The sequence below is a fragment of the Vibrio sp. 811 genome, from assembly GCF_033339195.1.
This window is the reverse complement of record NZ_JAWOUB010000001.1, coordinates 387,200-401,244: the sequence shown is the minus strand read 5'-3', so window position 1 is coordinate 401,244 and position 14,045 is coordinate 387,200. Positions and strand designations below refer to the sequence as shown.

13 protein-coding genes are annotated in these 14,045 nt (G+C 44.8%); 5 read left to right on the top strand and 8 right to left on the bottom strand.

Annotated features, from left to right (window positions below; genetic code table 11):
* Window positions 1-229: 229 nt before the first annotated feature.
* The 3 genes from R7Q46_RS01755 (at window position 230) to R7Q46_RS01745 (ending at window position 3,485) form a co-directional block, all read left to right on the top strand.
* Window positions 230-583, top strand: a complete 354-nt coding sequence (locus R7Q46_RS01755; RefSeq protein WP_042605716.1) for a hypothetical protein — start codon at window positions 230-232, stop codon at window positions 581-583.
* A gap of 121 nt (window positions 584-704) precedes the next feature.
* Entirely contained in the window at window positions 705-2,705 is a 2,001-nt protein-coding gene (locus R7Q46_RS01750; RefSeq protein WP_213871196.1) for a methyl-accepting chemotaxis protein, read from the top strand.
* Between the two features lie 300 nt (window positions 2,706-3,005).
* A complete protein-coding gene (locus R7Q46_RS01745; RefSeq protein ID WP_005388254.1) occupies window positions 3,006-3,485 on the top strand; it encodes a Dps family protein in 480 nt (159 codons plus the stop codon).
* A gap of 108 nt (window positions 3,486-3,593) precedes the next feature.
* Here R7Q46_RS01745 and R7Q46_RS01740 read toward each other — a convergent pair whose 3' ends face one another.
* The 5 genes from R7Q46_RS01740 to R7Q46_RS01720 form a co-directional block, all read right to left on the bottom strand.
* Window positions 3,594-4,208, bottom strand: coding sequence for an HAD family hydrolase (locus R7Q46_RS01740; RefSeq protein ID WP_005388252.1), 615 nt, complete (start codon window positions 4,206-4,208; stop codon window positions 3,594-3,596).
* A 142-nt stretch (window positions 4,209-4,350) separates the two neighbouring features.
* On the bottom strand, window positions 4,351-5,427 hold the full coding sequence (locus R7Q46_RS01735; protein ID WP_213871195.1) for a PQQ-dependent sugar dehydrogenase: 1,077 nt from the start codon (window positions 5,425-5,427) through the stop codon (window positions 4,351-4,353).
* Window positions 5,428-5,576: 149 nt separating this feature from the next.
* Window positions 5,577-6,725, bottom strand: a complete 1,149-nt coding sequence (gene yiaY, locus R7Q46_RS01730) for an L-threonine dehydrogenase (protein ID WP_042521463.1) — start codon at window positions 6,723-6,725, stop codon at window positions 5,577-5,579.
* A gap of 333 nt (window positions 6,726-7,058) precedes the next feature.
* Window positions 7,059-7,709, bottom strand: a complete 651-nt coding sequence (elbB, locus tag R7Q46_RS01725; RefSeq protein ID WP_017634378.1) for an isoprenoid biosynthesis glyoxalase ElbB — start codon at window positions 7,707-7,709, stop codon at window positions 7,059-7,061.
* 12 nt (window positions 7,710-7,721) lie between these two features.
* Window positions 7,722-7,871, bottom strand: coding sequence for a hypothetical protein (locus R7Q46_RS01720; RefSeq protein WP_165439042.1), 150 nt, complete (start codon window positions 7,869-7,871; stop codon window positions 7,722-7,724).
* 120 nt (window positions 7,872-7,991) lie between these two features.
* Here R7Q46_RS01720 and yddG point away from each other — a divergent pair, with 120 nt between their 5' ends.
* The gene (gene yddG / locus R7Q46_RS01715) at window positions 7,992-8,894 is read left to right on the top strand and encodes an aromatic amino acid DMT transporter YddG (protein ID WP_042521459.1); all 903 of its coding nucleotides are present in this window, start codon (window positions 7,992-7,994) and stop codon (window positions 8,892-8,894) included.
* Between the two features lie 151 nt (window positions 8,895-9,045).
* Here the strand turns inward: yddG and R7Q46_RS01710 are convergent, their stop codons facing one another.
* Window positions 9,046-9,939 (bottom strand): cation diffusion facilitator family transporter, encoded by an 894-nt coding sequence (locus R7Q46_RS01710; RefSeq protein WP_005389400.1) that lies wholly within the window; start codon window positions 9,937-9,939, stop codon window positions 9,046-9,048.
* Window positions 9,940-10,115: 176 nt separating this feature from the next.
* Entirely contained in the window at window positions 10,116-10,994 is an 879-nt protein-coding gene (locus R7Q46_RS01705; protein WP_053307827.1) for a LysR family transcriptional regulator, read from the bottom strand.
* Between the two features lie 171 nt (window positions 10,995-11,165).
* Here R7Q46_RS01705 and R7Q46_RS01700 point away from each other — a divergent pair, with 171 nt between their 5' ends.
* Window positions 11,166-11,741, top strand: coding sequence for a class I SAM-dependent DNA methyltransferase (locus R7Q46_RS01700; protein WP_054728907.1), 576 nt, complete (start codon window positions 11,166-11,168; stop codon window positions 11,739-11,741).
* Window positions 11,742-11,896: 155 nt separating this feature from the next.
* On the opposite strand, the gene R7Q46_RS01695 is transcribed toward R7Q46_RS01700, so the two are convergent.
* Window positions 11,897-13,864 (bottom strand): acetoacetate--CoA ligase, encoded by a 1,968-nt coding sequence (locus R7Q46_RS01695; protein ID WP_213871192.1) that lies wholly within the window; start codon window positions 13,862-13,864, stop codon window positions 11,897-11,899.
* Window positions 13,865-14,045 lie beyond the last annotated feature (181 nt).

Below are 14,045 nucleotides of genomic sequence, written 5' to 3'. Positions count from 1 at the left end.
CGATTTAAAGGTCTAGTGGGTCTAAATCAAGAATCGACAACAAAGTATACAAACCAAGACAGCTCGCCCTTCGGGAGCGTGTCATTGACTCGGCTTCTGTGTCAAACAACTTGGAAAGAGCTGACTATTACGCTGCGTTGTTTTCCTTGACCCCGAATCAATGACAACGCTCTGAATCTTGCATCTTGAAGTCACTTGGGTATAAGAGTCATTTATAAGGAGGAGCGACATGTACCGTTATGTCAGTTCGCCAAAAGCATCGAAGTACATAGTGCCACCACCACAGCATCGTGAGTTGTCGAGTATCGATGTACCAGAGTCGGAACTTGAGATGCGTGAAATTCTGAACAATTGGTTTGCCGATGGATTGGCGCCCATCATTCAGAGTGAAGACAATTACATCTCTGCTAATGAGCAACAGCGCTTTGAGCAGCTCAGCCGTACAGTGGGTGTGCTACTGCGTAATAAAGATTACTACTTTGCCACCAAGCGGATTCTCTCGTTGTGGGAGCAAGACTGCTTAGAAACCACTTACGTTAATTATCTGATTTTACGTAGTGAGCGCATACCATACTTCGAATAAGTCCCATTTCTTGGCTTGAAATAGTGGTTTACATGGTTTTCTTAGTAACTTTTGATACTTGTATTTAACATTTTTGTAAACATCGTTATATTTAAGGCTCATCGTTGTCAGGAGTTTATGGATGAACCTTACGATATCAGGGAAGTTGCAGCTCAGTTTTGTGCTGCTAGCCGTACTTTTTATGGCATCAGCGGTATTCACGTATCGCAACGTCACCACCGTAGAGCAATACGCCTCTTCGTTACTTAAATCCGATTTACCGACCGTCGACACCAGTCGCGGTATACAACAGTCCGTTCAAGCGTCACTGTCTTCTATTCGAGCCTACATGTTGCTAGGTGGCGATGAAGAGGCGAGCACACGTCTGAGTGAGGACGTTCGCAATATCATGGCATCTACAGACGAGTCGCTTCCGACTTTGCAGGCTTTGATCTCTGAACAGGATTTTCAAGCGATTCAAACCCAGTGGGATGCGGTAAAAGTTTCTCTAAACAAGCTGATTGAACTTAGCCACAGTGATGAGAACTTACCCGCGCACAACCTCTTTATTAACGAAGCGGTACCCATTGCAGAAGTGGCACTTGATCAGCTTCAAAGCTTAATCAACGAAGAGTCAGGAAACCCATTTGGTGGAGACAGAAAGCGTCTGTTTAAAGTTTACGCCGACAGTTATACCTCCCTCGCCAATGCACTGTCTGCTTTGCGAGATTTCCTGTTGTACGGGCAGCAAGATCACCTAGACAAATACCATGACTTGATTAAGTACCACAATCAGTCTGTGGCGGAAATCGACAGCAAACTCGACAGACTTACCGATGACGACCAATCACTGTGGTCACTGTTTAAAGAAATGCAGCAGCTGTACTTTCCTTTAGCAGAGCAGGTAATTGCATTACGTCAATCGCCAGAGTGGAATGAATCAAACTTGTTAATGGCGAATGAACTGTTGCCAGCAGCGGATGCACTAGATCAAAGCTTAGAAACGCTCGTATTGGCTCAGCAAAGTCGTGCTGATCAAAGTGGACAGGGTATTAATCAGTCGATCAAGAACGTACTCACCACTATGTTCATTGCTGCGGCATTGGTTTTGTTTGCCGCAGTAGCGATTTCAAAATACATGGGCAACACCATTGGTCGCCGAGTGAAAAACTTATCGGAACGTGCAAAGACGATCGCTTCAGGGGACGTTTCTCAGCCTCCGTTAACTGTTGTTGGGAAAGATGAATTGGCAGACCTTACCGATTCGATTAACCGCATGAACCAATCGTTAGCGAGCATCGTGGCAGGGGTGAGTGAGAAAGCGCACCAAGTGGATACCAGCATGGGGGCTTTATTGGAATCGGCGCAAGTCACTTCATCGAATGTTGAACAGCAACAGACCAGCATTGTTGAAATGGGAAGCCAATTGGATGAAATCGCTTTAGCCGCGCGTAACACCCTAGATCAAGCCAATCAATCGGTGCAGAAGCTTTCTGATTCAAAAGGCGAGATTGAACAAGGTCGCGATGCACTAGAGCAAAACAAAGTCACCATGGAAAGCTTACATGGCAGCATTGAAACCGCGAGCACGCAAGTGACGCAGTTAAGTAAAGAGAGCGAAGCCATTGGTCGAGTGACGGAAGTGATTGAAGGCTTAGCAGAACAAACTAACTTACTGGCATTGAATGCCGCGATAGAAGCAGCGCGTGCGGGTGACCAAGGACGAGGCTTTGCGGTTGTGGCGGACGAAGTACGCATGTTAGCGACGCGCACTACTCAATCGACGACAGAAATCAACGGTATCATCAATGCGATTCAACGCTCGACCCATTCGGTGGTTGAGGAGATTGAACACAGTCAATCACTTGCGGAGCAGGGCGCTGAGCACATTGAAAAAGCGGTAACTCGTTTGCTCGTCACGACCGAGCAAATTGGTTCTTTGAATGAACAAATGGCAGAACTTGCGGCAGCGGCAGAGCAGCAATCTCATGCGACCAATTCGATCACTGGATTGATGTCCGGTATTACTCAATCAGTGGATGAGGTTTCGAATAACAGCCAACGTGCATCAGAGACATCATTGCAAGTAAAAGAGCAAGTTACTGAGCTGAATCAACAGATGGCAACTTTTAAAACGGCGTAGATAAGGTTTACGTCTGTTCATCTACTTTTGAACGTTAACCAAATAGTAAAAAAGCCCCAATCCTTTTTACACAAAAAGGGTTGGGGCTTTTTGTTGGATGATACGCCGATATTCGTCTACTTGCTCATTGGATTTGGCTATTTAAATCATAGCTAAAACCAAATTCTCTTCGCCGAGCCGGAGTCGTAATATGACTCCATCGGCAGCAAATACTGCAAAAGAATTTTTAAACTTTATACCAATCCCGGTAAGAGAATCGTTCGTTACTACGATTGGTATCATCCTTCTAGGAGCAAGATTATGAACAAACAAGTAAGCCTAATTGGTCTAGACAGCGAACAATCAGCACAACTAGCTCAACAGCTAAATCAACTGCTAGCGCATTACCAAGTGTTGTACATGAACTCTCGCGGTTACCACTGGAACATTAAAGGTGCGCAATTCTTCGAACTGCACGTAAAATTTGAAGAGATCTACACGGATCTACAAACAAAAATCGATGAGCTTGCAGAGCGTATTCTAACTTTGGGTCATACACCAGCGCACGCATTCAGCAACTACTTGGAAGCAAGTGAAATTAAAGAACATCAAAACGCGACTTCTGGTGAGGAGTGTGTACAAGGGCTAGTTCAAGGCTTTAGCGTTCTACTTCTAAAACAGCGTGAGATTCTACAAAACGCGGGTGAAGCAGATGACGAAGGTACAGCGGCATTGATGGGTGACTACATCCGTGAGCAAGAAAAATTAATGTGGATGCTTAACGCTTACCTACAAGGCTAAGCAGCGCATCACCCAAGCAATCCTTGGGAACGCATGAAACAATCGGGAATAAGTCATAAGGGGCACGTTGGTGCCCCTTTTTTTGTTTGCGTATTTTATATGTGTGCTTTATTTGCGTGGTAAGGATTCGAAACGGCTCAATAAATCACTGAGTTCATTAAGCGCTAACGAGGCTGAGTCATTGAAGGTTTCTTGATTCCCATGGTGCACAAGGCAAGAGGGCATCTGCGCGTTATACGCTGCCTGCAAGTCGTAAAGGTAATCGCCGACATAAAGCACTTCATCAGGCATCAAACGCCACTCTTTCGCCAATACCTGCAGAGACAAAGGGTCTGGCTTGGGCGGGAAGCATTCACGAGTGATGACTCGTTCTACTGAGATTTGGTTGTGCTCTAGTTTGCGCTGAGTGGCGATTTGGCAGTTGCGCGTCACGATAGCGGTTTTGATTTCATTTTGATGCAAGTGGGCGAGCAATTCATGGCAGCCAATCATTGGAGCAGACTGCTCAGCATCAGAAATCTCGTAATCAAATATCACGTTATGAGCGTGCTCTCGATGATGAGGATGCTCAAGTGCGTCGACAAAATCCAATAGATCTTCACTCTGCGGACATCCAAGCTGTTGTCGCAATTCGCCGAAGTTCATATCAGAACTCACCAAGGTGTTGTCCAAATCAAACACCACGGCTTTAATTTTATCGAGCTGTAAAGGGAATGGAATCATAATGACCTCGTACAACTTAACCGAACTATCGTTTTAAAAAACAAAAGGTTATTGTTAAGTTTAGATTCTTCTGCTTAGATTGTACGAAAATAAATCACTAGTACGTCACAAATTAAATAGTCTTAACGATTTTAGTGTTTGATTACCTTTCCTCAAGACGAAATATTTTGCCGCTGTCGGTAGAAAAGTAGATATAACCATCGGGGCTGATGGTTATATCTCTTATTCGCTCACCAAGATTCTCCATTAATCTTTTTGATTCGGTAAGGTTGCCATTATCAATAGAAACCACGTTGATGTGCGCCAGTTTCAATGCGCCTGCGAGGATTTTCCCGTCCAATTCTGGGTATTTATCACCACGGTACAAAATCATATTACTGGGCGCGATAGAAGGGACGTATACCAGCTTGGGATCTTCCATTCCCGGTAACGACTTAGCTTCCCCAACGTCCAACGGTCCCCAATATTCTTTACCATGAGAGACTTTTGCCCAGCCGTAGTTCGCGCCTTTCTTGATTAGATTAATTTCATCGCCACCGCGTGGTCCATGTTCAATCGACCACAGCTGTTTTGTTGCTTCGTCGTAAAACATACCTTGTGGGTTGCGGTGCCCGTAACTCCATATCTCAGGACGAGCTTGGGAAGGTTTGAATGGGTTGTCTTGCGGAACCGAACCATCAAGGTTAAGGCGCACAATACTGCCAGCATGGGTTTGAGTGTCTTGGCCATTATCACGTTCGCCACGGTCACCGATTGAGAAGTAAACTTTGTCGTCGTTAAATGAAATTCGACTGCCGTAGTGGCGACCCGTGTCGGTGATGGCATCAGCAACAAAGAGATCGTTCCAACCTACAAGCTGATTGTTTTGCAATTGCGCCGTCGCTAACGCCACCGTATTGCCTTTGCTCGTGCGCTTGCTGTAGGTAAAGAAGAGTTGCGGGTTTTGCGTATCGGCATTCGGTGCGCGCGCGACATCCAATAAGCCGGCTTGTCCACTGGTGTTCACATTGGGGACGTTAAACAGCTTTTGAGGTTTGCCTGTGGTGATATCCAGCAACGAAACCGTACCGTTCTTTTCATTGACAATAACGCGTTGGTTATCTAAAAACTCGATCCCCCAAGGGATCTGAAATCCATTCGCCACCTCGTTCGCGCGGTATTCGGCAGCGTTGGCAGAAAAGGATAAACAAGCGAGTAGGGCAGCAGCAATCGTTCTCATGGTTCCTTCCAATATGAATCGTGTTAATACTTAAAAGCTAACACTAAAAGACTATGTTTGGCAGAGATTCACTTGTATATGAATGTAAAAAATCCCCGATACGAGATCGGGGATTGAATTAAGGCTAGAGAATTGTTTAGTTAGCGAGATTACATCGCTTCTTCGAAGATCTTAGAAATTTCTTCGTGAGTTGCTTGTTTAGGGTTAGTGAAACCACAAGCGTCTTTCAGTGCGTTGTCTGCTAGTGTTGGGATGTCTTCTAGTTTCGCACCAAGCTCTTTGATACCTGCTGGGATACCCACATCTTTCGCTAGAGTAACGATAGCGTCGATTGCTGCCGCTGCACCTGCTTCAGCAGACATGCCTTCTACGTTTACGCCCATTGCTTTTGCTACGTCACGTAGACGCTCAGGACATACTTGCGCGTTGTAACGCTGTACGTGAGGTAGAAGAATCGCGTTACAAACACCGTGTGGAAGGTCATAGAAACCACCTAGCTGGTGTGCCATTGCGTGTACGTAACCTAGAGACGCGTTGTTGAATGCCATACCCGCCATAAACTGCGCGTATGCCATTTGTTCACGAGCTTCTAGATCTTCACCGTTTTTCACTGCTGTGCGTAGATAAGCCTGGATAAGCTCAATCGCTTTAATTGCTACCGCATCAGTGATTGGTGTTGCTGCGATAGATACGTAAGCTTCAATCGCGTGAGTTAGGGCATCCATACCTGTTGCCGCAGTTAGCGAAGCAGGTTTAGCTAGCATTAGCTCTGGATCGTTTACCGAGATAAGCGGTGTTGTGTGCTTATCAACGATAGCCATCTTGATGTGACGCTCTTCGTCAGTGATTATGCAGAAACGCGTCATTTCAGATGCAGTACCTGCCGTCGTGTTGATTGCGATAAGTGGCATCATTGGTTTTGCAGACTGGTCTACGCCTTCGTAATCTGCGATTTTGCCGCCGTTAGAAGCAACAAGCGCGATACCTTTCGCACAGTCGTGTGGTGAACCACCACCTAGAGAGACAACGAAGTCACATTCATTATCAGTAAGAAGTGCTAAGCCGTCGTTAACGTTGCTGATAGTTGGATTTGGTTGAGTGCCATCAAACACAACGGTTGCTACATCGCGCTCAGTGAGAAGGTCTTGAACTTGTTTGACTACACCGATTTGGTTAAGGATCTTATCCGTAACGATCAAACCTTTTTTAAAGCCTTGAGATTGGATGCTGTCTGCTGCGTCTTTCAAACAACCAGCGCCCATTAGGTTTACCGTAGGGATAAAAAATGCACTTGTCATATTAGATAGCTCCGTCGTTATTTTTAATAATCTTTCTTAATTTGCCATTTACTGTCGCACATTCGTTTCCAGATTGAAGTTGATCTAAAGCAAGTTTACCCGCTTAGAGGTACTTGCAAGAGAAAAACTGTGACAGTGATCTTGTTGCACTGCGTATAAGTGCAACACTGATATAAAGTAGAACAAATATGAAACTATGGACGCAAACGATTGGCAGAAATTGACTTCTGACGCGGATATATCTCTAAATTCGACTAAAGTATAAAAAATCCCCATTAATAACTTAATTATCAATGGGGATAGGGAAGTGTTTTATAAGCTAACTACTAATAATTAAGCTATTTTAATCAGTTTTGATACTAACTTTTCGATACCTGAAGCCGCTTGAGAGATATTCTCTGCCAACATGTAAGCAGGGGTTGAAAGTACGAGGTGTTTTTCATCAAAAACGATGTCTTCGACAGGGCACGTGGTGTGTTCACCGCCCATTTGATTAAATGCTATTGAGACTGCCTCATCGTTGCCTACCGTTCCTTTCACGCCTTGCTCATAAATCATCGGAATAATGACAGGAGAAATACACAGATAGCCAGCTGGTTTTTTCGCATTAGCAAACGCGCGACAAGCTTGAGCTACGTGTGTGTTAATGGAGCACTCCGCACCCGAAACAGCGAAGTCGGTTAAGTTTTTCGCGGCACCAAACCCACCTGGAAGCAGTAGGGCATCGTATTCATCGACGTTAAGTTTGGCGACATCGTCAATATTTCCGCGTGCAATACGAGCTGATTCGATCAATACGTTACGTGTTTCATCCATTTCGTCACCAGTTAGGTGATTGATGACGTGGAGTTGGTCAATGTTAGGTGCAAAGCAGTGCCAAGTTGCACCTGCCTTCTCGATGGCGTAGAGCGCCAACACTGCTTCGTGGATCTCAGAACCGTCGTAAACGCCTGAACCACTTAAAATGACTGCGACTTTTTTCATGTTTGGATTCCTTTACTCTGAACGTTCCTTAGATTGCTCTTCGCTATCTAGACCATGCGTTTCCGAATGTGTTTTAACGTTTTCACTCTCGTCGTCATCTTCATCATAGTAGCGCACAACAAAGGGTGTAAGCATAACACTAGAGGGCAGAAAATGTTTCATATCAACTCCAACGGCTTAATAGAATGATTTTTATACTGATTTTTATAAAACAGTACGTTGAACCTGATCATTTTTGAGTTAAGCTGACGTTTCCTTTGGCATTCGTGAGTGGTAGGTCACATGAAATCAGTGCAATTTCGTTTCACACTTTATGGTTGTATCGCAATTCTCTCTTGGAGTTGTCTGCTTGGCATCGCGAGGTTGGTTACGGAGAGTTTAGGTCCTGTAGGCGGGGCAGCCATGTTGTACTCTCTTAGCTCTGTTTTCCTTCTTATCGTGGTCGGTATTCCAAAGTTGTCTTACTTTTCTCCCAAGTATCTTGTGCTTGGTGGTGCGATGTTCGTCTGCTATGAAATATTTCTCGCTCTATCTTTGGGATATTCCAACTCGCGCGCGCAGGCAATTGAGGTGTCGATTGTCAACTACCTTTGGCCCGCACTGACGGTTTTATTTGCGGTCCTTGGCAGCAATAAAAAAACAAACTGGTTGCTTTATCCCGCAGTTACGCTGGCGTTTGTTGGGGTTGCTTGGACTGTGAGCGGTGAGAATGGCTTATCCATAACTCAGATCATGTCCAATGTTAGTAGCAACCCTCTGGTGTATTTTATGGCTTTCGCTGGCGCGGTTATATGGGCTTTTTATTGCAACTTAACCCAAAGGCAGCAATCTAAACATAATGCGATTACCCTGTTTTTCATTGCAACAGCTGTTTCGCTTTGGGTCAAATATGCGTTTACGGATGAGCCACCAATGACATTCAGTTGGGAAGCGATGGGGTACTTAGTGGCTTCTGCGGCTTTAATGGCTGGTGGTTATGGTTTATGGAATATCGCGATCGTTGGCGGCAATATGGTTTTTCTCGCCACCTTGTCTTACTTCACGCCCATTTTTTCCGCTTTATTTTCTTCCATTATTCTTGGCGTAACTCTGAGCCATAGCTTTTGGCAGGGCGTTGTGATGGTAACGGTGGGCTCGCTGATGTGTTGGTTAGTCACCAAAGAGAAGCGCGAAGCGGCTGGGTAAGTTACCAACGAGATCGGAGAATTTAAGTGAGCAACGAACAGATCTCCCTTGCGAGCTGTATTCGAATACGAAGCAACTAAATCGAAAAAATTAAAAAAGCTCCCGAGATTGGGAGCTTTTTATTGAGTTTTAACGGCTCTTTGGTGGCGCCCTAATAAGCGACGTTCAAGTGTAGTTGAAGCTTGAATCTGTGCTTCGACAGTCGCTTGATAAGCTGCTTACGAGTGTGCTCTAGTGTATCAAGCTCCAATGTGTCGTCATCAATATGTACGTCCACATTTACTCGTAGCTCTTGGCCAACCTTCGTTACGCCAGCCAGTTTCAATTGATGCTCAGTCACTTTTTCAATCTCAAGAACATCTTTGCCAACGCTCTGACACAGCTCTTTGCTTGGCGTCATCATTAGTAGTTCACGTAAGGCACCTACTAGCATATCGAACGGTACTTTGAGGAAGTAAAAGCCCATTAAAACCATCATCATGGGATCGGCATATACCGCATACTCAGAGAATGGCGTTAGTGAAACAGCCCAAGCCGAGATAAATCCTACGGTCACCGCCACACTTAGCAGAGTATCCATTTGCCACTGTTTTTTCTCCGCTTCAATCAAGCCTGATGAGAATCGGCGGCTGCGTTTCGCCATAAACCACCAAGCGTAACCACAGCCGATAACATTCACGATGCCGAATAAGGTCGCAATAGAAGCATCGACCTCACGACCTCCAGACATCAATGCTGATATCGCAGAGTAGAGAGAGAAGCTTACAACCACTAAAATGACGGCTGCTTTTATCGCAATAACGATTGGTTCTAAGACCGCTTTTCCAAATGGGAATACAGATTTTGAAGGTTTGTTAATATAGTAAGAAGCGGCCAGTGACAATAAAGTTAACAGTAAGCTGACCAAAGAGTAAACACCGTCAAAAACGATGACAATTGAGCCTACAAGCAAGCCAAGTACCATACCACCAGCAGCAAACCCAGATGCCAAAAGGGCTGAAATGGTTAGAATACGGTTTTCGTTTTTGCTTGTCCTGTCACACATAAAAGATGCCTTTGAATTTTAATACCTTACTATTCTTCGCTCATAAGGTAATTTAGGCAACCACAAAGTGACCAGTAACTAATCTAAAAAATTTCGTTTTTATTTATGTGATTATAAAACAAAGACTTACTGTGGTTCTTGGGTGTCAACAAAATTGACGCTCACTGATAAAATGTTTAGAAGTCAAATAAATACTCGCTCAATTTATCTGCTAACCACGTCATTGCAGGATGCTCAGCATGGCCGTTAGGTGAAAACATACAGTAGTCTTCTTGCGTCAATCCGTATGTGTGTTTGATAACGGCGAGCTTCTGCTGACGAAGGTAATGGCGGATTAATGGTTCAGGAAGCACGCCCCAAGCGTCTTCTTCTAAGATGGTGTTCAGCATGTAGTCAAAACTCGAAAAACCAATATATCGAGTCGAGAAAGGTTGCAGTTCAGGGTTGTCTTTCTCATTTAGGTACACCATTAGTGCTTGCATTTGACTACGTAGATCTTCGTCTGAGACACGGCGCATCTTACTTAGGCGGTGTTCTACACTGCATACTGACATCATACGTATCTTGCCTAACGGGTTGTATACGATACGAGGATCGTCTACTCGCTCATAATCAACGCCGAAAGCAAAATCTACTTGGTGGGTACTGACCAAGTTGGCTAAGTCGCCACTGGATGCCAAGATTAAGTTGAAGGTTGTTGAAGGAAAGCGGTTATTCAATGTATGAGATAATTCTTGCCAGAGATCATCAGGTAAGGAGTCGTCACGTGCTACCCAAACTTCCGCGTTAAACCCTTCCGAGATTTGAGCGCAGGTCTTTCTGACCCGTTGTGCGATGATAAGTAGGTGTTCGCAATCTTTGTAAATGGCTTTCCCAGCTTCAGAGAGGGTGAGCTGGTTGCCAGTTCGGTTAAACAATTCAACGTCGAGATCTTTCTCTAATGCCTTAATCGACATACTGAGTTTGGTGCGATTGCAGTCGAGTTGCCTTGCCGCTTCAGAAACAGAACCACACTCAGCGATGGTGCAGAAGGCTTCTACTTGAGTTAAGTTCATGATTTGACACAACCAATAAATGAATTCAAATAATTTGGGTATTATGCAGATGCGCTCCCAAAGCCATGAAAGATTATCGAAAAAAACGCGAATCCGCCAGATAAGTCTATGGTCTTTTAACGGTTTTGCGGTAATCTATGTGGGTTACAAAAAGTGAACATGGAGGCCACGATGGCACAAGATTGGGACGGCTTAGCAAAAAACTGGGAATCAAATCCAGCAACAGAGCAATTTGCGCAGTCGGTGTTTGAGCAGTTACAACAGCTAACTCAGCTTGATGGCATTAAAGTACTAGATTTTGGATGCGGAACAGGGCAGTTAAGTCAACGATTGTCACCGATGGTTAAAGACATCGTAGCATTAGACGCATCGGAAGCCATGATTGAGGAACTCGATAAAAAAGAGCTCGTCAACGTAGAACCTGTGGTAGATGCACTATCTCGCGGCTTGGTTGCTCAGCACCCTGCGTTTCGTGGACAGTTCGACTTGGTGGTTGCATCATCAGTTTTAGCGTTCGTGGAAGACTTAGACGCGTCATTAACGATCTCGCATTCTCTACTTAACCACGGCGGCTATTTTGTTCATTTTGATTGGATTGCAGAATGTGAACAAGACGGTTTTACCCTTGCGAAGTCTGAGCGTGCACTGAAAGAAGCGGGTTTTACTGAAGTTGAATCGCGACACGTTTTTGACATTACATCTGATGGTAAAACAATGTCGGTATTAATGGGGCTTGGTCGTCGCTAATACCGCTGAATAAAGAACAAAAATTGACAAAAGCGAGCTAACAAGCTCGCTTTTTTCTTATCTGCTGAGGGTATGTGTAACTTCACTTGCTCTAAACAAGTCGTCATGGTGCAGGCAAGGACATACTCGAACAACTAAGTCTTCGGAGGTAATTTTTAGACGATTATCCTGCGTATCTCCTCCAGCACTTCAGGGTTGGCTATTGCGCCTAAATTTTCGACGTTTCGGTTGTTAACAACTTGCTTAACGGCTAACTCGACCAGCTTTCCTGAGCGTGTCTTAGGTATATCGCTTATTGCGTAAATCGCACTAGGTACATGCCTTGGAGAACATGCAGACTTTAGCTGTGCTTTGATGGAAGCGATCATCTCGTCATTGAGCTCTACCCCTTTGACTAATTGGACAAACAGCCATATTTGTTCGTTGCGATCGACTTCTTTTCCTACTGCGATCGAATCTAGAATACCGTCTATACAGTTCACTTGCTGATAGATTTCGGCCGTGCCGATTCTTACGCCACCGGGATTCAACGTGGTATCACTTCGACCATAAAACACGTATCCCCCAACGCTGGTCTGTTCAACATCATCGCCGTGGTGCCAAATATTGTCGAATTTATCCCAATAAGCGCGATGATATCTCTCACCGGTGTCGTTCCAAAAGCCAGTAGGGAAGTTGGGTAATGGATTGGCACAAACCAACTCACCGCGCTCTCCCATTACGCTATTACCTTGTGGGTTAAAGACTCGGACATCAACCCCTAACCCTGCTGATTGGCACTCTCCCCGATAAACGGGAGAAATAGGGTTGCCCAGAACAAAGCAGCCACAAATGTCTGTTCCGCCAGAAATCGAGGCGAGGTGTACATCTTCTTTAATGTGCTGATAGACATAATCAAACTGTTCTGGATACAGAACAGAGCCCGTTGAGCAAATGGTTTTCAGACTTGGAAATGCATCACTATTCTGCGGAGAAAAAGATGCTTTTTCCAGCGCCTCTAGGTATTTTGCTGAGGTTCCAAACAGCGTCACTTCGGCTCGTTCTGCGAGGTCCCAGAGCACATCATGAGTGGGGTAAACAGGGCTACCATCAAAAATCACCAAACATGCACCGCTCGCGAGTGAAGAAACGTGCCAGTTCCACATCATCCAACCGCAGGTCGTGTAATAAAACACTCGGTCGTTCGGTTGGATATCGCAATGCAGTTGATGCTCTTTCAAGTGATTAAGCACCGTTCCGCCGACGGAATGAACGATGCATTTCGGTTTGCCTGTTGTGCCTGAAGAATAAAGCACAAATAGCGGATCGTTAAAATTCACACGAGTAAAAGTCAACGCTTCGGGGGTGTATTGATTCAGGACATTTTGCCAATCTTGGGTGCAGACATCGCATTCAAAAATGTGTGGTTTAAGGTAGCTAATTTGGCAAACTTGTTTAAGACCATCAAGATGATCCGCAATATGCTGGTTTTTCTCAGACATATCGAAAGTTTTGCCATTGAATGTATAGCCATCACAAGTAAACAGGATTTTGGGTTTCACTTGACCAAAGCGCTCCAAAACGCTTTCGACGCCAAAATCAGGTGAGGTGGAAGTCCAGGTCGCCCCTAAACTGGTGGTTGCTAGCATAGCTATCACCGTTTGAGGTAGGTGAGGTAAATAACCAGCGACGACATCACCTTGCTTAATTCCACATTCTTTCAACCATTGCTGCACACTCGAAACTTCTTCGCACAATTGTTTCCATGTGTAGGTCTGTTTTTCTTCACGTTCATTTTCAAACCAAATCGCGAGATCATCGGGTTGGTGACACGCGTAGGTTAGCAAATTTTCGGCGTAGTTAATTTGCGCGTTTGGGAACCATTTTATATCCCTATTTTCGACGGGTTGCTGCCAGCGACTTTCTGCTCGCTCTTTTATGGTCTCTCCCGGAGTGCCAATGACGTCGCAGAATAGCCAAACTTCCTGCCAAAATTTTTCTACATGATCGAGTGACCATTGATGCAGATCAGCGAAGCTTTCAAGGGTATTTCCTTGTCGATTAATGTGTTCAATAAACTGTGTAATGTTGGCTTCTTCGATACGACTTTCGCTCGGTTGCCATACTTTGCTGCTCTCGCGCATAGGTCCCTCTATAACAAAGTGATAACAGGTTTTAGTTTGAGAGGAATACACGATAAAGTCAAACAAGCCAGATATTATATCGTGTCATAAAAATCATGCAGTTACGATGCATTGTAAACAATATGTTACATCGGGATGATGCTGAGAAAGTCGCGTAGGGATTGGAAGCTCTTAAGACTAC

Coding starts and splice junctions, on each gene's coding strand:
- R7Q46_RS01755 (WP_042605716.1), top strand. CDS start 230: ATGTACCGTTATGTCAGTTCGCCAAAAGCATCGAAGTACATAGTGCCA.
- R7Q46_RS01750 (WP_213871196.1), top strand. CDS start 705: ATGAACCTTACGATATCAGGGAAGTTGCAGCTCAGTTTTGTGCTGCTA.
- R7Q46_RS01745 (WP_005388254.1), top strand. CDS start 3,006: ATGAACAAACAAGTAAGCCTAATTGGTCTAGACAGCGAACAATCAGCA.
- R7Q46_RS01740 (WP_005388252.1), bottom strand. CDS start 4,208: ATGATTCCATTCCCTTTACAGCTCGATAAAATTAAAGCCGTGGTGTTT.
- R7Q46_RS01735 (WP_213871195.1), bottom strand. CDS start 5,427: ATGAGAACGATTGCTGCTGCCCTACTCGCTTGTTTATCCTTTTCTGCC.
- yiaY (WP_042521463.1), bottom strand. CDS start 6,725: ATGACAAGTGCATTTTTTATCCCTACGGTAAACCTAATGGGCGCTGGT.
- elbB (WP_017634378.1), bottom strand. CDS start 7,709: ATGAAAAAAGTCGCAGTCATTTTAAGTGGTTCAGGCGTTTACGACGGT.
- R7Q46_RS01720 (WP_165439042.1), bottom strand. CDS start 7,871: ATGAAACATTTTCTGCCCTCTAGTGTTATGCTTACACCCTTTGTTGTG.
- yddG (WP_042521459.1), top strand. CDS start 7,992: ATGAAATCAGTGCAATTTCGTTTCACACTTTATGGTTGTATCGCAATT.
- R7Q46_RS01710 (WP_005389400.1), bottom strand. CDS start 9,939: ATGTGTGACAGGACAAGCAAAAACGAAAACCGTATTCTAACCATTTCA.
- R7Q46_RS01705 (WP_053307827.1), bottom strand. CDS start 10,994: ATGAACTTAACTCAAGTAGAAGCCTTCTGCACCATCGCTGAGTGTGGT.
- R7Q46_RS01700 (WP_054728907.1), top strand. CDS start 11,166: ATGGCACAAGATTGGGACGGCTTAGCAAAAAACTGGGAATCAAATCCA.
- R7Q46_RS01695 (WP_213871192.1), bottom strand. CDS start 13,864: ATGCGCGAGAGCAGCAAAGTATGGCAACCGAGCGAAAGTCGTATCGAA.